The sequence below is a fragment of the Amazonocrinis nigriterrae CENA67 genome (assembly GCF_016056305.1).
Lineage (GTDB): Bacteria > Cyanobacteriota > Cyanobacteriia > Cyanobacteriales > Nostocaceae > Amazonocrinis > Amazonocrinis nigriterrae.
Map to the genome: position 1 here is coordinate 21,884 of NZ_JAECZC010000107.1, position 19,347 is coordinate 41,230.

Here is a 19,347-nt window from a genome sequence, read left to right on the forward strand (position 1 = left end):
TGCCATAGTACAACCGCAAACTACTGTGGCACTATCCTCAACTCCAGTAACCAAGCTTGCCAAAGCAACCACGGTGCAAATTGACAGGGACGAAAGTGATATTGTTCTGACTGCCGAAACAGCTAATGCTGAAGACTTATTGGTTCAGGCTGGGGAAAAGTACGATCGCAAAGACTATAAAGGAGCAATAGAACTTTACACTACAGCGATCAAGATTAATTCCAACGATGCTATTGCCTATGTTGGACGCGGACTTGCTCGTTATCGCTTAGCAGATTTGCCAGGAGCAATAGCAGATTACACCATAGCTATCAAGATTAACCCCAAGGATGCCATAGCCTACAACAACCGGGGACTTGCCCGCTATGATGCCGGAGACAATCAAGCAGCGATCGCAGATTACAACCAAGCAATCAAGATTAATCCCAAATATGCTTTGGCTTTCTACAACCGGGGGCTGGCTCAATATAAATTAGGAAAATTGCCAGAAGCGATCGCAGATTACAAGCAAGCCTTGGAAATCAATCCTAACTATGATGATGCCTACTATAACCGGGGGCTTGCCTACTATGACTTGGGAGACAATCAAGCAGCAATTGCCGATTACAACCAAGCTTTACGAATTAATCCCAATGCTGCTGATGCCTACTATAACCGAGGACTTGCCCGCTATGACTTGGGAGACAACCAAGCAGCCATTGATGACTATACCTCAGCCTTGAAGATTAATCCCAACGATGCCGATACCTACTACAATCGGGGACTTGCCCGCTATAAGTTGAAAGACTTGCAAGGAGCAATTGCCGATTACAATCAAGCCATCAAGATTAATCCTAACACTGCTGATGCCTATATTCGCCTGGGGCTTGCCCACTATGACTTAGGAAACAACCAAGCAGCAATTGCTGATTACAACCAAGCAATCAAGATTAATCCCAAGGATGCTTTAGCCTACTACAATCGAGCAATTGCTCGCAATGACTTGAAAGATCATCAAGGGGCAATCGCAGATTACAATCAAGCCATTAAGTTGAATTCCAACTATGCTTCAGCCTACATTGGCCGGGGAGTTGCCCGCTTTAATTTGGGAGATCACAAAGGAGCGATCGCAGATTATAATCAAGCTCTCAAGATTAATCCCAACGATGCTTTAACCTACTACAATCGCGGCGTTGCTTATTCTGCTTTAGGAGACAAACAAAAGGCAATTGAAGATTACAACCAAGCCATCAAGATTAATCCTAACGATGCCGAAGCTTACTACAACAGAGGAAATGCTCATTCTGCCTTGGGAGATAAACAAGCAGCAATTGCAGATTATAACCAAGCTATCAAGATTAATCCTAACTATGCTCCAGCCTATGGTAATCGTGGAAATGCTCGCTATGATTTGGGAGATAAACAAGCAGCAATTGAAGATTACACTCAAGTTATCAAGATTGATCCTAAAGATGCTTTAGCTTATAGCAATCGGGGACTTACCCGCTATGACCTAGGAGATCAACTGGGGGCGATCGCTGATTTACAAAAGGCTGCTAAACTCTTTCAAGAACAAGGCAAAATAGATGATTATAAACAAATTTTGCAGTTAATTAAAAAGCTTCAGCAATAGAAATCAGGAAATCCTTTTGGAATTTTTTTGCCCCATACCCCATGCCCTATGCCCCAGCAAGAGTCCAAACCCTTAATTTATCGTTTTCCATGCGTAAGTCCTAAAGATAATAAATCCGGGGTTTGAAGTATTACCTAGCCAGCCGAATTAAGATCAAGATAAATACATATTTTGTAACTTATAAACATGAAACGCATCGTCTTGATTGCTGGATTTGAATCATTCAACGCTGACTTGTACAGGAAAGCGGCTTTTTTAGCAAACTCTCGCTGTCCTGATTTGGATATTCGCGTATTTAGCGATCGCGATATTACCAGCAATAGCACTGAGGTGTCAGCGGCACTTCAAGACGCTGACGTGTTTTTTGGTAGCTTACTATTTGATTATGACCAAGTTTTGTGGTTGCGCGATCGCCTTACCCAAATTCCCATCCGGCTGGTGTTTGAGTCGGCTTTGGAATTGATGAGTTTAACCAAGCTGGGTAACTTTGCCATTGGCGACAAACCCAAAGGAATGCCCAAACCAGTTAAATTCATCCTTGATAAATTCAGCAATGGACGAGAAGAAGACAAACTAGCTGGTTATATCAGCTTCTTAAAAATAGGCCCCAAACTCTTAAAATTCGTCCCAGTGCAAAAAGTCCAAGACTTACGCAACTGGTTAATTATTTATGGTTACTGGAATGCTGGCGGCCCAGAAAACGTCGCCGCTTTATTTTGGACACTTGCAGAAAAATACTTAGGCTTAAAAGTCGGCGACATACCCCCGCCAATAGAAACTCCCAACATGGGATTACTTCATCCCGACTATCAAGGATTTTTTGAATCGCCCAAAGCATATCTTGAATGGTATCAAAAGAGGGGAATTGGGAATTGGGAATTGGGAATGGGGAAAATTCCTGACTCTCCACTCCGCACTCCCCAGTCCCCGGTTGTAGGAATTCTGCTTTATCGCAAACATGTGATTACTAAACAACCTTACATTCCCCAACTGATTCGGCGTTTTGAAGCAGCTGGGTTAATTCCTTTGCCGATTTTCATCAACGGCGTAGAAGGACATGTGGCGGTACGGGACTGGATGACAACAGACTACGAAATTCAGCAACGACAAATAGGTAATGTTGAAACGCTCTCACTTTCTGCTGAAGCTGTTAAAGTAGATGCGATCGTTTCCACAATTGGCTTTCCTTTAGTGGGTGGCCCAGCTGGTTCAATGGAAGCAGGTCGTCAGGTAGAAGTAGCAAAGCGCATTCTCTCTGCTAAGAATGTACCTTACATCGTTGCTGCACCACTGCTAATTCAAGATATTTACTCTTGGACACGTCAAGGTGTAGGGGGCTTGCAAAGTGTTGTATTATATGCTTTGCCAGAATTAGATGGGGCAATTGATGCTGTTCCTCTCGGCGGTTTAGTGGGCGAAAAAATTTATTTAGTTCCTGAACGAGTGCAACGATTAATTGGCAGAGTTAAAAGTTGGATTGCTTTACGACAAAAGCCGCCATCTGAACGCAAAATTGCCATTATTTTGTATGGCTTTCCTCCTGGTTATGGTGCAGTGGGTACTGCCGCATTATTGAATGTGCCGCGCAGTCTTTTAAAATTCCTCCATGCTTTGAAAAATCAAGGTTACACTGTGGGCAATTTTCCTGATGATGGGGAAGAGTTGATTCGTCAAGTTAAAGAAGCAGATGAAGCCTTTCCCAGCGGGGAGAACATTCCCACCTCCGTCAACGCCCGCACTCTGGAAAAATGGTTAGGATATCTTCGCACCTCCCGCATCGAAAAACAATGGAAATCTCTGACGGGAACTGGCATTAAAACTTATGGAGATGAATTACAAATTGGTGGTGTACAGTTAGAAAATATTTGGATTGGTGTCCAACCACCTTTGGGAATACAAGGCGACCCCATGCGCTTAATGTTTGAGAGAGATTTAACTCCCCATCCCCAATATGCTGCTTTTTATAAATGGTTGCAAAATGAATTTCAAGCTGATGCTATAGTTCACTTCGGAATGCACGGCACTGTGGAATGGTTGCCTGGTTCACCTTTAGGTAATACTGGTTATTCTTGGTCGGATATTCTGTTAGGAGATTTGCCGAATCTCTATATATATGCAGCTAATAATCCTTCGGAATCAATTTTGGCAAAACGTCGCGGTTATGGTGTGTTAATTTCTCACAATGTACCGCCTTATGGTCGTGCTGGTTTATATAAAGAGTTGGTGGCAATTAGGGATTTAATTTCGGAGTATCGAGAAGACCCGAAGAAAAATTATATGCTGAAGGAAGGGATTTGTAAGAAGATTGTCGATACTGGTTTAGATGCGGATTGTCCGTTTGAGGAGGCGAAAAAGTTAGGTATTGCTTTTACTCCAGAGAATATCAAAATGTTTAGCGCCCATGCTTTTGATGATTATCTGGTGAAGTTGTATGAGTATTTGCAAGTTTTGGAAAATCGGTTGTTTTCTTCTGGGTTGCATACTTTAGGTGAAGCACCGAATGAGGAAGAATTGGCTGCGTATTTAGAGGCTTATTTTGGAGACGAACCGCCCTTCGGGTTCAGCAGTGACGCTCGAAGACTCGCTAACGCTGCGCTAACGCAATCGACGCAAGGCGGAGCCACTCCGGTCTTGGGGTCTCCCCAAGTGGAGGATGTGGCATCCAAGACTGCGACTCCTTCACCAAGACGCCAAGAACGCCAAGAGGAGGAAAGGCAAATTAGAGATTTGTTAGAGAAAAGTACGGATGAGTTAACGAATCTTTTGCGGGGGTTGAATGGTGAGTATATTCCGCCTGCGCCTGGTGGTGATTTGTTAAGGGATGGGCCTGGTGTTTTGCCTACGGGGAGGAATATTCATGCTTTAGATCCTTATAGAATGCCTTCGCCTGCTGCTTATGAACGGGGGAAAGAAATTGCTCGAAAAATTATTTCGCAGCATTTAGAGGAATATGGCACATATCCAGAAACTGTGGCGGTGTTGTTGTGGGGTTTAGATGCTATTAAAACTAAGGGTGAATCTCTCGGTATTTTGTTGGAATTGGTGGGGGCTGAACCTGTTAAGGAAGGTACGGGAAGAATTGTTCGTTATGAATTAAAATCTTTGGCAGATGTGGGACATCCCCGTATTGATGTGTTGGGTAATTTGTCTGGGATTTTCCGAGATAGTTTTGTCAATATCATTGAATTGTTGGATGATTTATTCCAACGTGCAGCTGATGCTGATGAACCGGAAGACCAGAATTTTATTAGAAAACATGCTTTGGCTTTAAAAGCCCAAGGTGTAGAAAATGTGTCTGCGAGATTGTTTTCTAATCCTGCGGGTGATTTTGGTTCTTTGGTCAATGATAGAGTTGTAGATGGTAACTGGGAATCTGGTGAAGAATTAGGTGATACTTGGCAAAGTCGCAATGTTTTTAGCTACGGTAGACAGGATAAAGGACAAGCTAGACCGGAAGTACTTAAGGAGTTGTTGAAGACAAGCGATCGCATCATCCAAGAAATCGATTCGGTAGAATATGGTTTAACCGATATTCAGGAATATTACGCCAATACTGGCGGTTTGAAAAAGGCAGCAGAAAAACAACGTGGTAAAAAGGTAACTACCAGCTTTGTCGAAAGTTTCTCCAAAGACACTACACCCCGCAATTTAGATGATTTACTGCGGATGGAATATCGCACCAAATTAGTAAATCCCAAATGGGCCGAAGCAATGGCAAATCAAGGTTCTGGTGGTGCTTTTGAAATTTCTCAACGCATGACAGCGTTAATTGGTTGGGCTGGTACTGCCGATTTTACCGATAATTGGGTATATGACCAAGCCGCAGATACATATGCGTTAGATGCAGAAATGGCAGAAAAATTACGCAAAGCAAATCCTGAAGCTTTCCGTAATATTATCGGCAGAATGTTAGAAGCACATGGGCGCGGTTTCTGGGAAGCTGATGAAGATAAGTTGGAGAAATTACGCCAATTGTATGAGTTAACGGATGAAGAATTAGAAGGCGTGACGGTTTAGTAAAAAATATCATGTCCGCTTGATTACTTACAAAACCCGAAGAACCCCTCCCCATTGACGGGGAGGGGTTCAATAACTATGGAAATAATAACCAATTAACCGGACATAATATGATAACAAAATAATCAAAAAATTGACTATTATATTTTCATTTTGTCAATGTGATGATTTTTAATTTTAAAAATAATCGCATTGACTTTATTTAATTTAGTATCAATGTTTTTAGTGATTATTGAGTAGATATTTTAACCTTATATAATGTGAGTTCGACGGATTGCAAAAAACCCACTTCCATTCCTCTCTCCTGCAAGAATAGAGGCTTTAAATGCTTGATTTTTCGTTACTAAGCTCAGTATTTTTTATATCTTTAATTTACGTCGAAAGTTAAATAACTATATCTTGCGACGTATATCCTAGAGTATATTTACAAAAATATGAAATAGATTTATCTTACAACTTGCACACGCTTAAGCAATAATACAAACAACTAAATGATATACCCATAAATTTAGTTATCACAATTAGAAACTATGGGTATCAGATAAATGCTTGGTAAGCACTTGTCCACGGTCGATAAAACCAGACTAGCTGACTGATTTTTAATTTTTTCAGAAGAAATAATTTCTTGTTGTTAGGAAAGATAATTTTACCGACATAGTATTTAGCTCATTAACTCAAAAATCCTGAAACGCAGAAGAACCATATAGTTCAAGGAGTTAATAGTGTTTAATTTTGGCTTTGTTGTGGAACAGGCACTGGGACATGTTACTCATTACCAAAACTTGAAACGTTGGGTAGCCGAAGATGCAAACATTTTTCCTAGCTGGATGCCTATAAGACGCGGCACAAATGATATTTGGGAATATATGCCAGTTATTCGTAATAATTGGTCACTACAAGCTAGTCTGCGTACCCGTGACGCTATCAAGACGGCTGTGCGTATGCAACCTTTAGACGCACTATTTTTGCATACGCAGACGCTGGCCTTATATGCCATTCCTTTCATGCGTCAGATACCAACTATAATTTCCACTGATGCCACACCTTTGAACTACGATACTATCGGTAGAGCTTATAACCATAAAGTAGGCGGTAACTCTTTAGTTGAACATCGGAAATTTTTGTGGAACAAAAGTACATATCACAGCGCTACAGCTATTGTGGCATTTTGCCAGTGGGCTAAAGATTCGCTGATTGTTGACTATGGTGTGCCTGCGGAGAAAGTGAGAGTCATTCCACCTGGTGTAGACTTGGAACAATGGAATTTCAGACGTGGCAAAATTGAGGATCAAATTTCCACAAATCCTTTGCGGTTGTTATTTGTGGGAGGAGATTTCGCTCGTAAAGGCGGTTATACTCTGCTGGAGGCGTTTCGCAACGGTTTAAACAAAGATTGCCAGTTAGACATTGTTACTAAAGATGCAAACATTGAGCGTGAATTGGCGGGAATCGAAAACATACGGGTACATCGTGGTTTAACCCCTAATAGCCAAGCGCTGAAAGAACTCTATGCTCAAGCTGATATTTTTGTCTTTCCAACACAAGCAGACTGTTTACCCAATGCTATTTCAGAAGCGATGGCAGTAGGCCTACCAATTATTACTACTGATGTTGGCGCGTTAGGTGAACAAGTAGAACATGGAGTTAATGGTTTAATAGTACCGCCCTCAGATACCAATGCTCTTGTTAACGCAGTATCTAACCTGAAGAGTGATGAGACAAAAAGAGCCGCTATGGCGACTGCTAGCCGCCGTATAGCTGAAGAACGCTTTGATGCTCGTCGCAACTATGCAGCGATTTTTGCTTTGATGAAAAGTATATCCAAGCAGAACTTGTCACAACAGAAAGCTAGAAATCTTTCTCGTATCTAAATCTTTGCCTAATATTGCATTTTTCTGGCGTTCAGTAGAAAGAAAATCTTTCCAAAAACCTTATAGGTCTAGTATTTCACGTGTTAACTCTGTACAAAATTTAATAATCATTATTTAGACAAAGACGAAATTAATTCAAAATAAAATATGGTATTTCATACTTACACAAGTGGGTTAAAAATAGTAAGAGTGCTATCTTAAAAGCAAAGTCATTTTCTCAAGTTTGAGGAAAACACTATGGCTACAACGCTTTTAGAGGCTAGTTCTATCGAGTCAGTACTCGGTAAAGAAGCAGAAGATTTGCTGACCTACAAAGCTAAAGTTTCTAAAGATTTACTACATTTGCCAGGGCCGGACTTTATTGATCGAGTTTGGACAAATAGCGATCGCAATCCCCAAGTATTGCGTAATCTCCAGCTACTTTATTCTACAGGTCGTCTGGCAAATACCGGCTATTTATCCATTCTTCCAGTAGACCAAGGCATTGAACACTCAGCAGGTGCATCTTTTGCACCCAACCCAATTTACTTTGACCCAGAAAACATCGTCAAACTGGCAATAGCAGCAGGTTGTAACGCTGTAGCTACCACTTTAGGAGTATTGGGTCTTGTTTCGCGTAAATATGCCCACAAAATCCCCTTTATTGTTAAACTCAACCATAACGAACTGCTGACTGTCCCCAATCAATTCGACCAAGTATTATTTGCTGACCCAGAACAAGCTTGGAATTTGGGTGCAGCCGCAGTCGGTGCCACAATATACTTTGGTTCAGAACAGTCTACCAGACAAATTCAAGAAGTTAGCCAAGCTTTTAAACGCGCCCATGAACTTGGTTTAGCCACAATTCTCTGGTGCTATCTGCGTAACAATGCATTCAAACAAGATAAGGATTATCATTTAGCCGCTGACCTCACCGGGCAGGCAAATCATTTAGGTGTGACCATTGAAGCCGACATTATTAAACAAAAGTTACCTGAAACTAACAATGGTTACGGTGCTGTCGCCAAAGCTATTGGTAAGAGTTACGGCAAAACTGATGAGCGAGTTTATACCGAATTGACAACCGATCATCCAATTGATTTGACTCGTTACCAGGTGTTGAATTGCTACTCTGGACGTGCAGGACTGATTAATTCTGGTGGCGCATCCGGTAAAAATGACTTTGCCGAAGCAGTTCGTACCGCTGTGATTAACAAACGTGCTGGTGGTACAGGATTAATTTCGGGGCGCAAGACATTCCAACGCCCGTTAGAAGAAGGAGTTAAACTGTTTCACGCCATTCAGGATGTTTACTTGTCACCAGATGTAACCATAGCTTAGACGAAGCAGGGGAGAAGGGGAGATGGGGAGAAGGGGGATGAGGGAGATGACGGGGATGATGACAAACAAGTAAGCTAATGAGCATTTAAGTTGCATAACCCCAAAGCTGAACCGCTTACCACAAGCAACTCACCCCGGAAAAATGAATGACGATTAGCTTAGTATGTTTTTTCCTCCTACTCCCCTGCACCCCTGCACCCCTGCACCCCTCCCTGCCCCTTGTCACCTAACTTTTTATATATGTCTAACCCAGCCCAGGGGAAGACGTTAGCCTTGTGAAAGTTTTTTAGCATTCACACAGTTGCTAGAGAATTTATAGGGTGTTTTCCCAATGTTAGAAATGCAAAGAATATTTAATCAATTTCGTCGCCAAATTGCGATAGTATTGCTGGTTACTTTAGTTTGGATAATTAGTTTACCTGCTACTTCAGTTCACGCAGATGGTTATTATTCCAATCAATCACATAAAGTAGAGAAAACTAAGCCTTATTATTCCACAAAAGAACGCTCTTTAGTACAAAACGAGTATCACGAACCTTACTATACGAGCAAAGAACGTCATAGAGAAAAAGCTATTACAAATCAACCACAAACACGTGATGAAATAGACAGTGGGAAGAGAATAAAAGAAGTAAGACCTAAAGATTTGGAAAGCAGAAATAGGTAAAATACGAACTTGAGCTTCACTAAATATTCTCTTTCTTTATGACGACAGTCGCTCATGGGGATTTTCACCATGAGCGACTGCTGTGAGAGTAGCTCTTGTAAATGACTTTTGACTTCTCCTGGTGGGGTACTCCTAAACTAAATCTTATAAGCCCCGTTTATAACCGCCGAATACCAGCTTCTAAGCCTTCACATACACCTGTGAGAAAATCTAAATCCAAAGTGGCGATCGCATCGCTGGGTTTGTGATAATGTGGATTTCGTAAAAATGCTGTATCTGTCACCATAATTGCTGGATAACCAGCATCCCAAAAGGGTGCATGATCACTTCGTCTGGTTTGGGTAACTATTAAACCTCTATTGGGTACTGGTAACCACTGACTTGCTATACCTACTTTGCGAATACTACGACTAATGCTAATCAAGTCGCGAACTGTCCGCAAATTGCCAATTAAAGCAATGAAATCGCCTTGATTTGGGTAAAAGCGTTCTAGAGGAGGCGGATAACTTTGAGAACCAGGCGTAGCATCACGGTATCCCAACATTTCTAAGGACATCATTAAGCGTAGTGGTTGCTGTTGTTGGCGTAAGTTAGCTGCATATGCAGCACTACCCAACAAGCCGTATTCTTCCATATCAAAAGCAACCAGCCGTAAGGGATATCTGGCTGGCGCTGCCGCAAATTTTCGACTTAATTCCAGCAACACAGCTACACCTGTAGCGTTATCATCTGCCCCTGGAGTTCCGGGTACAGCATCATAATGGGCACCAATTAAAATAGGCGATAAATCTGTCTTTTTCCCTTCAGCTTGGGAAGGTAAATTGAGAATGAGATTCTGACAGGTTTTCCTTCCCACTAGGAAGGTGTGGATTTCCACACTTCCCCATTGGGCTAATTGTTGGCGGATGTATTCTTGCACAAAAAAATGCCCAGCCGTCGCCATGTAAGGGTCGCGTTCTCGCGCTATCTGACTCAGATGAGTTTGTAATCGCTCTTTTAAATTCAAACGTTTAAAATAATCGCAATGACACAACTTTTACAAGATGCAGAGCAAGGGAAAAACAAGCTTGATTAGTGTGGATTTCCCGAATTGAAGATACAGTTAAGTACGGTGTTTGGACTATGAGATTTGAGGCAGCTTGGATATACTAAGCATTGTCAATGCTATCCTAGTTTTGCAACTTAGCTCCTCAAGCTTAAATTCCAACACTTTTGCCTTGATGAGAATTATACCATTGAGGCGTTTTCATTCTGTAGCACACAGCTAAAGATAGTCCCGCCCAATCATAATAAATGTATAAGTCACGCTAGGAGAAGAGTAACGCATGGGCAAGGTAGTCGGCATCGACTTGGGTACAACCAACTCAGTAGTCGCCGTAATGGAGGGTGGCAAGCCGGTGGTGATTGCCAATGCAGAAGGAATGCGAACGACCCCCTCCGTAGTTGGTTTTAGCAAGGAAGGCGAAAGAGTAGTAGGGCAAATGGCACGGCGACAAACCGTCCTCAACCCCCAAAATACCTTTTTCTCAGTTAAACGCTTCATTGGACGCAGGTATGGTGAACTCAGCCCAGAATCAAAGCGCGTCCCATACACCATCCGCAAAGACGAAGCTGGTAATATCAAAATTGCTTGTCCCCGTCTCAATAAGGACTTCTCGCCAGAAGAGATTTCTGCGATGGTACTGAAGAAATTAGCAGATGATGCTAGTACCTACTTAGGGGCATCGGTGACAGGGGCAGTAATTACAGTTCCCGCTTATTTTAATGATTCTCAGCGCCAGGCAACCCGCGATGCTGGTAGGATTGCTGGTTTAGAAGTATTAAGAATTATCAATGAACCGACAGCTGCATCGTTAGCTTATGGATTAGACCGGGGTGATGTTGAAACCATCTTGGTATTCGATTTAGGTGGCGGTACTTTTGACGTATCGATTCTGGAAGTAGGCGATGGTATATTTGAAGTCAAAGCCACCAGTGGAGATACGCAACTAGGCGGTAATGATTTTGATAAAAAAATTGTCGATTGGTTAGCAGAGCAATTTTTAGAAGCCGAAGGAATAGACTTAAGACGCGATCGCCAAGCTTTGCAACGTTTAATGGAAGCAGCAGAGAAAGCCAAAATTGAGCTTTCTGCCGTGAGTGTCACTGATATTAACTTACCATTTATTGCCGCTGACCAAGAAGGCCCCAAACACCTAGAAACCCGTATTACTCGTTCTCAATTTGAGGGTTTGTGCGGCGACTTGATTGGGCGATTACGTACACCAGTCAAACGCGCCCTCAAAGATGCCGGACTGACACCAACAGACATTGAAGAAGTGGTATTAGTTGGTGGTTCCACACGTATGCCCATAGTCAAACAGATAGTCAAGGACTTGATTGGCATAGAACCCAGCGAAAATGTCAACCCTGACGAAGTAGTAGCAATGGGTGCAGCAATTCAAGCAGGGATTCTCGCAGGCGAACTCAAAGATGTCCTGTTGTTGGATGTTACACCTTTATCTGTGGGATTAGAAACCATTGGCGGCGTCATGAAAAAACTCATTCCCCGCAACACTACTATCCCTGTCCGCCGTTCTGATATTTTTTCCACTTCCGAAAATAACCAAAATACAGTGGAAATTCACGTCGTCCAAGGCGAACGAGAAATGGCAGCCAATAACAAGTCTTTGGGACGGTTCAAGCTGTATGGCATTCCCCCTGCACCAAGGGGAATCCCGCAAATTCAGGTATCATTTGATATCGATGCTAATGGCATTTTGCAGGTTACAGCCCTAGATAGAACCACTGGACGAGAGCAGAGTATCACAATTCAAGGCGCTTCTACCTTGAGCGAAGCCGAAGTGAATCGGATGATACAGGATGCTCAGAAATATGCCGATATCGACAGGGAACGCAAAGAACGCATCGAAAAGCGTACTCGTGCTGACGGGTTGATTATGCAAGCAGAACGACAACTGCGAGAAGTAGCATTAGAGTTCGGTATGCAGTTTTCCCGTAACCGCCGCCAACGAATTGATACAATTTGCCGAGAACTGAAAGAGAGTTTAGAACAAAACGACGATCGCGGTATTGACCAAGCTTACGCCGACTTGCAAGATGCTTTATATGAACTCAACCGCGAAGTCCGCGAGTTTTACGCCGAGGACGAAGACGAAGACTTACTGGGGACGATTCGCGACATCTTCACAGGTGGCGATAGAGAACGAGAACGCGATTATTCCAGAGATACATACCGAGAAAGCAATTCATATGGTAGGGACTACGGCAACGACTACACAAGAGACTACACAAGAGACAATAACCGTTCTCCTTCCTATGACAATCGTTCATCTGACAACCGTTCTTCTCGCCGTCCACCTCGTCCCATCTATAAGGATAACTGGGATGATGATGACGATGATTGGCTGTAGTTGAAAGTTAGGAGTGATTAGTTATGAGTTTAAGAGTTGAAAGATTTAATTTATAACTCCTAACTCCTCACTCCTCACTCCTAACTCCTAACTTAATTAACCTAGTATAAAATTTTCCAATTAAATAATTGACTATGCAAAATTTGCAGAATTTTCGCGATTACTACGAAATTTTAGGAGTACCTAAAGAAGCCTCCAGTGAGGAAATTAAAAAAGTTTATCGTCGCTTAGCAAGGCAGTATCACCCTGACCTCAATCCAGGAAATAAAGCCGCAGAGGAAAAATTTAAGGATATTGGTGAGGCTTATGAAGTCCTTTCTGATACAGCCAAGCGGGCGCAATATGACCAGTTTAGCCGCTATTGGAAGCAAAAAGGCTTTGTTGGCAAACAAGCGCCCAAGGGTAAACAATGGGGTGACAATCGCACTAATGGTCGTAACGGCACTCAAGATGTAGACCCCAGCCAATTTGCTGATTTTGAAAGCTTTATCAATCAAGTAATTGGCGTAGGCGGACGCAAAGACAGCAAAAACGGCAGCAGTACCGGCACCAGTGGCGATCCGTTTCGTTCGCCTAAAAGCAGAGTTGAGTACACTGTTCCGCCGAAAAGTACACCACGTCCCACACGTCGAGATATCGAAGCGAGATTGACTTTACCACTAGAAAAAGCTTATCAAGGTGGTAATGAACGCATTCGTTTAGAAGATGGGCGATCGCTAGAAGTAACTATGCCTCCTGGGATGGTCACAGGTCAAAGTATCCGCCTGCGAAACCAAGGCATTGGTGGCGGTGATTTGTACTTAAAAATTACTGTGGAACCTCATCCTTTCTTTAAATTAGAAGGTTCTAATATATTTTGCCAAGTACCAGTTACTCCCAGTGAAGCAGTCTTGGGAGGACAAGTAGAAGCACCTACTCTAGATGGCCCAGTGAAAATGACTATCCCGCCAGGAGTTAGGACTGGTCAAAGACTGCGCCTAGCAAATAAAGGCTACCCCACCGAAAACGGCAAACGTGGCGATCAATTAGTGGAAATTCAGATAGTTACGCCCAAAAATATTAGTCCCGAAGAAAAAGAACTTTACGAAAAGTTGCGGCAAATTGAAACCTTCAAACCCCGCGCTGATTTACTGGGTTAAGTGTGAGCAAGTGTATCTAACTTCTTGAATGGTTCTATATTCAACTTAATAAGTGTAAACTTTATGAATGCATTCAAATAAAGCTACATAGTAGATGATAAAGGAAATCGGATTAAAGTAATTCTAGACATAGCAGATTATTACCAACTGCTTGAAGAATTAGAATCTATTCGCGCCTATGATGCTGCTAAGGTTGCTGAAGATGAGGCAATTCCATTTAAACAAGCAATTGCTGAGATTGAGCAAGCTCGTTGATGAATTATACTGTTTCCATGATGTTTATCGTTAAGTAGCTCAGGCTGTGCGACTCAGGTTTACAATATTAAGAAAAACTCGATCGCAAGGTGACTCAACCAGCCGTGAATCACAACGGGGAAATGCCACAACGCAGTCAACCCACCTATTACTCGCTGCTAGGGCTGCATCCCTCGGCATCGGTAATTGACATTCGTCGGGCTTATCGGGAATTAAGCAAACGTTATCATCCTGATACCACAGACTTGCCTGCTGCTATTGCTACTACTAAATTTCAGCAAATTAACGAAGCCTACGCCACCCTTAGCAATCCAGAACGGCGACTTAACTATGACTTAAAGATTGGCTATTCCCGCTTGACAGTAGTTCAACCACCCCCCGACTTGAACCGTCCTGTATCATATTCCTACGACTACTCAAAATCAGCTTACTTAGATGCTAGCGATCGCCCCCTCTCATCTGGTGAAATCTTTGCTTTATTCATTCTGGTGATCACTTTTTTGGGTTGTCTAGTGCTGGCAATTGCCATTGGCTTAACTCGTGGTGAAGCTGCTTTCCAAACCAAACTGCAACCAACCCCAGCAGTAGAAAAACAGGTAATTCATGTGTCACAACTAATTACACTTGGGGAAATTAAAAATTCAAAATTTTCTAATCCCAAATCCTAAATCTAAAATTATTATGTCTCTTCTTCCCCCAGATACTCCACTTTACAGTCATCCCCTACCGCAAATTGAGCAGTGGTTGAAAGACCAAGGCTGTCAACAAGATGAAACACAGCTGCATTGCTGGCGAGTAAAACGGCCTAGTTGGCAAGCTGAACTGTGGCTTGATGTAGAACAACTCGTAGTCAGATACGTCCAAGCCGGTGAAACTGGACAAGATATCCAACGCTCATTCAAGTATTCTCTGAGTCGAGAAGACATAGAACAAGCTGTGTTTTCTGGCCCTTAAGGGAGTTAGGAGTTAGGAGTTAGGAATAAAATTCATAACTACTCACTCCCAACTCCTCACTTTATTAAACCTTTCCAAACCGCCTTTCTCGTTGCTGGTATGCACACAAGGCATGGTGGAATTTGCTGCGGTCAAAATCTGGCCAAAGAGTATCGGTGATATAAATTTCCCCATAAGCCATTTGCCAGAGAAGGAAATTAGAGAGGCGCATTTCTCCACTGGTACGGATTAACAAATCTGGGTCAGCAATTCCTGCGGTGTACAAGTGACCTTCAAATACCTCTTCATCAATTTCATCAGGTTTTAGCAGACCTTGCTGAACTTTTTCGGCGATCGCTCGACAAGCTTGTAAAATTTCCTGGCGTCCACCATAATTAGTTGCGACTGAAAACTTGATACCACGATTATTTTTTGTTGCTTCCATCGAACGGTAGATTTCAGCTTGTAGCGATCGCGGTAGGGCATGTAAATTTCCCACAAACTGAATTTGGACGTTCTCCTCAATCATTTCCTGCAATTCTTGCCGCAAAACTCTCTGGAAAAGAGTCATCAAAAAATCTACTTCTTCTTGGGGTCTTTTCCAGTTTTCTGTGGAAAAAGCATAAGCTGTTAGCGCCTGAATTCCCCAATCACGGCAACAGCGAAGCAAATCCTTAAGAGCATCCACTCCTCGCTTATGACCCATAATTCGGGGTAGACCTTGACGTTTAGCCCATCGACCATTGCCATCCATAATGACCGCAACGTGGTTAGGCAGTAGTTCCCGTTTCAAATCAGGGGGCAATTCTTGGAGTTCAGTTTGTTGTGCTGTCATTTTTTATCTCGAGAAGCGGTCGATGGTAATCCGAGTAAACGTGAGACTAGTGTTAGTGCCTTACCACCAATCTGACGACCCAAACTTAACAAACCAGGAGCAACAGCTTCCCGATCTACATTTGGAGACAATCGAGCCTCTAATGACTCTTTGAGCTTCCTAATCGTCAGCGGTCTATTTAGGGTTCCCCGTTCCGCTAGGGAAATAGAACCCGTTTCTTCTGAAACAACTACACAGATGCAATTTTCGACCCGCTCAGTAATTCCCATGGCCGCCCGATGGCGTGTTCCCAACTGGCGCGAGGCTGTGCGTCCCGAAAGTGGTAAAATTATACCTGATGATACAATACGAGAGCCACGGATCAACGTCGCTCCATCGTGTAGTAGAGTCTTCGGCTGAAAAATCGTTTGTATCAATTCCTTAGAAACGTCAGCATTCAGCTTGACTCCAGGCACAGAAAAATCCCGCTCGTCAATTGGGCCAGTTGTTTCCAAAATAAGCAAAGCTCCTATTCGGTTTTTCGAGAGTTCTTTAACCGCTTCCACAATTTCATCAATCACACTATCAGACTTGGGGACTGCCAGACTAGATGGTTGAAATAACTGTTGGAATTCACCGCGTCCCAATTGTTCCAAAAATCGGCGAAACTCTGATTGGAGAGCAACAGCCATCGCCACAGCACAACCAATCACTAACTTTTCTAGGACAAAGTTTAGTAGTGGTAGACCTAATCTACCACTGAGTGCTGAAGCTAACATTAAAATTATAAATCCCCGTACCATCCACAGCGTGCGGCGCTCACTAATAATGACTAGTATCATGTACGTCAGCGCCAGCACCAAGACGATATCCAGAGTCCCAACTAGCAAGGACTGCGACCATCCTGGGTTTGTCAGCCATTGCTTCCACCAATCTCTCATGACATCTGGATTAATCTTGTGCTTCTAATACTGTTTGTCAGTAGTCAGTTGTCAGTGGTGAGGCAGTGCGTTGGTGAGGTAGCGCGGTCTTGGGAAGCCAGTGCGGTCTTGGGGTTTCCCCAAGTGGAGCATCTGGCGTGGTTCCCCCCATGAGCGACTGCCGAAAGGGTTCCCCGACTTGTACCGCTAACGCGGAACCCGCAGGGTAGCAACTGCCGATCTCAAGAGCGTTAGCGAGCCTGCGAGCGTCACCCGTAAGGGTCAGTAGCTTAGAACAACTGACTACTGACCACTAACCACTAACTTTTCAATCTTTCTGGTAGGCGATCTTGTCGAATCAAGTCTTGATAAGTTTCGCGTTGCAAAATCAAATTTGCTTCGCCGTTCACCACTAGAACTGCTGCCGGTCGGGGTAAGCGGTTATAGTTAGATGCCATACTGTAATTGTAGGCACCAGTTCCCATAACTACGAGAATATCTCCTGGTTGAGTTTTCGGCAGTAGGGCATCTTTAATCAAAACATCTCCAGATTCACAATGCTTACCAGCGATTGTGACTTTTTCTGTTAGAGGAGCCGACATTTTATTGGCAACTACTGCGCGATAAACTGACTGGTAAGTAATTGGACGAGGATTATCAGACATTCCCCCATCAATTGCCACGTAGGTACGAATGTTTGGAATTGTTTTAGATGAACCAATTGTATAGGCAGTTACACAGGCTGTGGCAATTAGCGATCGCCCTGGTTCACACAACAATTTTGGCAAAGGTAAATTTTCAACTGTACAAGCTTCTTGAATCACTTCACAAATCGGTTTTACCCACTCTTCAATGCTTGGGGGATCGTCTGATTCTGTATAAGTAATTCCCAAACCGCCACCAACATCTAACTCTGTAAGAGTTAAACCATAGCTAGCAGCTTTAGTTAACCACTGCACCATCAAAGCGGCTAAATCACGATGAGGTTGGCGTTCAAAAATTTGTGAACCAATATGAGCATGTACCCCTACACAATTGAGGGCTGCTTGCTGACTCACATAAGTGAATACCTCATCCAAATCACCTGGATCAAAACCAAATTTACTATCCAAGTGACCAGTACGAATGTAGTCGTGAGTATGACAATCAATACCTGGCGTCAACCGTAGTAAAATGCGGACAGGTTGTTGCTGTTGTGCTAACTCAACTAGAGTTTGTAATTCATACCAGTTATCTGCCACAATATTGACACCAGCATCAATTGCATAAAGCAATTCTGCACGAGATTTATTGTTACCGTGGTAGTAAATTTTATCAGGACTTACGCCCGCAGTTATTGCTGTATACAGTTCGCCACCAGAAGCTACATCGATGCCTAAGCCTTCACTATTAGCTATGGCACAGACAGCTAAACAATTCCAAGCTTTAGAAGCGTACAATACCTGAGATTCACCCTGGTAATATTGCTTAAAAGTATCTCGGTATTGTTGACAAGCTGTTCGCAGAGTTTCTTCATCTAAAATATATAAAGGTGAACCAAACTGCTGAACTAGAGTTGTGACATCACACCCACCAATTTCTAGGGAGTCAGAACTATTAACTTTAGCAGTCAAAGGTAAAAGTTCCTGGTTGGGTGAAATTGCGTTTGTGCTACTTCTTTGAGGTAAGTACTGACTACCAGCATGTTTAACCCCAGTGGGGTGAGTCGATACCATAAATATAAATTTGTCCTTGCTCAAATTACGGGTGTGAGTAAGTCACCCGATTCCCAGTTTACAAAGGGTTTGTAATCTTATCCAACTAAATGTGATCACATTAGACTTAAAACTACAATCGCTGACATCAGAGGATGTTGATGCAATATTAGAACTGGATAAAGCCTGTTTTGGCGGTTTGTGGTCTCTGGAGGGCTACCAACGAGAGTTGGAAAGTCCCAACAGTGACTTACTGGGCTTATTTTCCTCTATTTCTGATACCAAATTGCTGGGAATGGGTTGCTTTTGGTCAATTTTAGAGGAAGCCCACATTACCATTTTGGCAGTTCATCCCCAATATCACCGTCAAGGTTTGGGGCAAGCTCTATTATATTCTCTTTTGAAGACTGCTTGCGATCGCGGCTTGGAGAGAGCAACACTCGAAGTCAGAGTTTCTAATTTAGCAGCCATATCTTTATATCAAAAATTTGGCTTCCAAACAGCGGGACGGCGGCGCGGTTATTACCAAGATAACGGCGAGGATGCCCTGATTCTTTGGCTATCAGGTTTACAACAGCCACAATTTCAACAAACTTTGGCTGACTGGGGCACCCTTGTCATGGATAACTTAAGCAAATCCTCTTGGCAGTTTGTTTGGTAATGGGAATGGGGCATGGGGGATTGGGGATTGG

General features: G+C 43.0%; 15 protein-coding genes. 11 read left to right on the forward strand and 4 right to left on the reverse strand.

Annotation, left to right across the window (positions count from 1 at the left end):
- The 5 genes from I8748_RS32765 to I8748_RS32785 form a co-directional block, all read left to right on the forward strand.
- On the forward strand, positions 1-1,612 hold a 1,612-nt coding region (locus I8748_RS32765), incomplete at its 5' end, for a tetratricopeptide repeat protein (RefSeq protein ID WP_198128647.1).
- Positions 1,613-1,798: 186 nt separating this feature from the next.
- Complete coding sequence (gene bchH, locus I8748_RS32770) at positions 1,799-5,629, forward strand: magnesium chelatase subunit H (RefSeq protein WP_198128648.1); 3,831 nt, start codon at positions 1,799-1,801, stop codon at positions 5,627-5,629.
- Between the two features lie 722 nt (positions 5,630-6,351).
- Positions 6,352-7,500 (forward strand): glycosyltransferase family 4 protein, encoded by a 1,149-nt coding sequence (locus tag I8748_RS32775; RefSeq protein ID WP_198128649.1) that lies wholly within the window; start codon positions 6,352-6,354, stop codon positions 7,498-7,500.
- Positions 7,501-7,737: 237 nt separating this feature from the next.
- On the forward strand, positions 7,738-8,820 hold the full coding sequence (locus I8748_RS32780; protein ID WP_198128650.1) for a class I fructose-bisphosphate aldolase: 1,083 nt from the start codon (positions 7,738-7,740) through the stop codon (positions 8,818-8,820).
- 331 nt (positions 8,821-9,151) lie between these two features.
- Positions 9,152-9,487: a hypothetical protein gene (locus I8748_RS32785; RefSeq protein WP_198128651.1), complete on the forward strand. Its 336-nt coding sequence runs from the start codon at positions 9,152-9,154 to the stop codon at positions 9,485-9,487.
- Between the two features lie 157 nt (positions 9,488-9,644).
- Here the strand turns inward: I8748_RS32785 and I8748_RS32790 are convergent, their stop codons facing one another.
- Entirely contained in the window at positions 9,645-10,493 is an 849-nt protein-coding gene (locus tag I8748_RS32790) for a M28 family peptidase (protein ID WP_198128652.1), read from the reverse strand.
- A 319-nt stretch (positions 10,494-10,812) separates the two neighbouring features.
- Here I8748_RS32790 and dnaK point away from each other — a divergent pair, with 319 nt between their 5' ends.
- From dnaK to I8748_RS32810, 5 genes are all read left to right on the forward strand, one after another.
- Positions 10,813-12,900 (forward strand): molecular chaperone DnaK, encoded by a 2,088-nt coding sequence (dnaK, locus tag I8748_RS32795; RefSeq protein ID WP_198128653.1) that lies wholly within the window; start codon positions 10,813-10,815, stop codon positions 12,898-12,900.
- A 134-nt stretch (positions 12,901-13,034) separates the two neighbouring features.
- Complete coding sequence (locus I8748_RS32800) at positions 13,035-14,039, forward strand: DnaJ C-terminal domain-containing protein (protein ID WP_198128654.1); 1,005 nt, start codon at positions 13,035-13,037, stop codon at positions 14,037-14,039.
- Positions 14,040-14,126: 87 nt separating this feature from the next.
- A complete protein-coding gene (locus tag I8748_RS36520; RefSeq protein WP_449658049.1) occupies positions 14,127-14,294 on the forward strand; it encodes a hypothetical protein in 168 nt (55 codons plus the stop codon).
- A 122-nt stretch (positions 14,295-14,416) separates the two neighbouring features.
- On the forward strand, positions 14,417-14,962 hold the full coding sequence (locus tag I8748_RS32805) for a J domain-containing protein (RefSeq protein ID WP_198128661.1): 546 nt from the start codon (positions 14,417-14,419) through the stop codon (positions 14,960-14,962).
- A gap of 13 nt (positions 14,963-14,975) precedes the next feature.
- A complete protein-coding gene (locus I8748_RS32810) occupies positions 14,976-15,248 on the forward strand; it encodes a DUF3143 domain-containing protein (protein WP_198128655.1) in 273 nt (90 codons plus the stop codon).
- 64 nt (positions 15,249-15,312) lie between these two features.
- On the opposite strand, the gene I8748_RS32815 is transcribed toward I8748_RS32810, so the two are convergent.
- The 3 genes from I8748_RS32815 to lysA all read right to left on the reverse strand — a co-directional run bounded on the left by I8748_RS32815 (position 15,313) and on the right by lysA (position 18,676).
- Complete coding sequence (locus I8748_RS32815; RefSeq protein ID WP_198128656.1) at positions 15,313-16,062, reverse strand: isoprenyl transferase; 750 nt, start codon at positions 16,060-16,062, stop codon at positions 15,313-15,315.
- The gene (gene cdaA / locus I8748_RS32820; RefSeq protein WP_198128657.1) at positions 16,059-16,982 is read right to left on the reverse strand and encodes a diadenylate cyclase CdaA; all 924 of its coding nucleotides are present in this window, start codon (positions 16,980-16,982) and stop codon (positions 16,059-16,061) included. Before cdaA ends, I8748_RS32815 begins: the two co-directional genes overlap by 4 nt.
- 299 nt (positions 16,983-17,281) lie before the next feature.
- Complete coding sequence (gene lysA, locus I8748_RS32825) at positions 17,282-18,676, reverse strand: diaminopimelate decarboxylase (protein WP_198128658.1); 1,395 nt, start codon at positions 18,674-18,676, stop codon at positions 17,282-17,284.
- 91 nt (positions 18,677-18,767) lie between these two features.
- On the opposite strand from lysA, the gene rimI reads away from it, so the two are divergent.
- Positions 18,768-19,316 carry a ribosomal protein S18-alanine N-acetyltransferase gene (gene rimI, locus I8748_RS32830; protein WP_198128659.1) on the forward strand — a complete coding sequence of 183 codons (549 nt, stop codon included), beginning with the start codon at positions 18,768-18,770 and terminating at the stop codon, positions 19,314-19,316.
- The last annotated feature ends 31 nt before the right edge of the window (positions 19,317-19,347 follow it).